Source organism: Psychrobacter sp. 1Y4, assembly GCF_051847555.1.
In genome coordinates this window covers 1-918 of sequence record NZ_JBPYDE010000250.1, presented here as the reverse complement: position 1 = coordinate 918, position 918 = coordinate 1, and the positions used below count along the sequence as shown (strand labels likewise).

Annotated in this window: 1 protein-coding gene; it reads left to right on the top strand. The window is 48.8% G+C overall.

Features of this window, described 5'->3' with window-relative positions; translation table 11 throughout:
• Window positions 1-918 (top strand): DNA topoisomerase IV subunit B family protein (locus ACS8FC_RS15565; protein ID WP_459112966.1); only part of this gene is annotated, 918 nt, incomplete at both ends.

Sequence of the window (918 nt, the reverse complement as noted above, 5' to 3'; positions counted from 1 at the left end):
CTGCATGGCGTGGGTATCTCTGTCGTTAATGCGTTATCCACGCGCGTTGAAGTGACGGTATGGCGTGATAGTACGCAGTTTGATATGGCGTTCGAAAATGGCACACCCGTGACGCCATTAACGGAATCGGTCAGCTCAAACAAACGCAAACGTGGTACTAAAGTGCACTTTTGGGCAGATGGCAGCTTTTTTGATACGCCAAAACTTAATGTTAAGCAGCTCAAGCACAATCTAAAAGCCAAAGCGGTTTTGGCCGCGGGACTAACGATTGAGTTCACCGACGATATCAATGATGAAAAGGTCGTTTGGCAATTTACCGATGGGGTTGTCGAGTATCTAAGCGAGCAATTAGATGGTCTTGAGACACTACCTGAAGCACCGTTTTATTATAATTATGATGCAAAAGCGGGCGAACGTGCGGGTGTGACCTTTGCCTTGTCTTGGTTGCCTGAGGGTGGTACGCCGATTCAGGAAAGCTATGTGAACCTGATCCCGACAGCGCAGGGCGGTACGCACGTCAACGGTCTGCGTACGGGTATCCTAGAAGCATTGCGTGAGTTTTGTGATATTCATAATTTGCTACCGCGCAGCGTCAAGCTAACGGCAGAAGATGTGTGGGATGGCGTAAACTATATCCTATCCTTAAAGTTCTCTGAGCCACAGTTCTCTGGACAGACCAAAGAGCGCTTATCGAGTCGTGAAGCTGCTGGTGCTGTACAGACCTTGGCAAAAGATGCGTTTAGCTTGTGGCTAAACCAACATGCGGATATGGGTACGCAGATTGCGGAATTGGCGATTAATAAAGCAGGACGTCGCCTAAAATCAGCCAAAAAAGTCGCTCGTAAAAAAATCACACAAGGCCCCGCACTGCCGGGTAAATTGGCAGATTGCCGTGGTGATTTGCGTGATGGCGCGGAA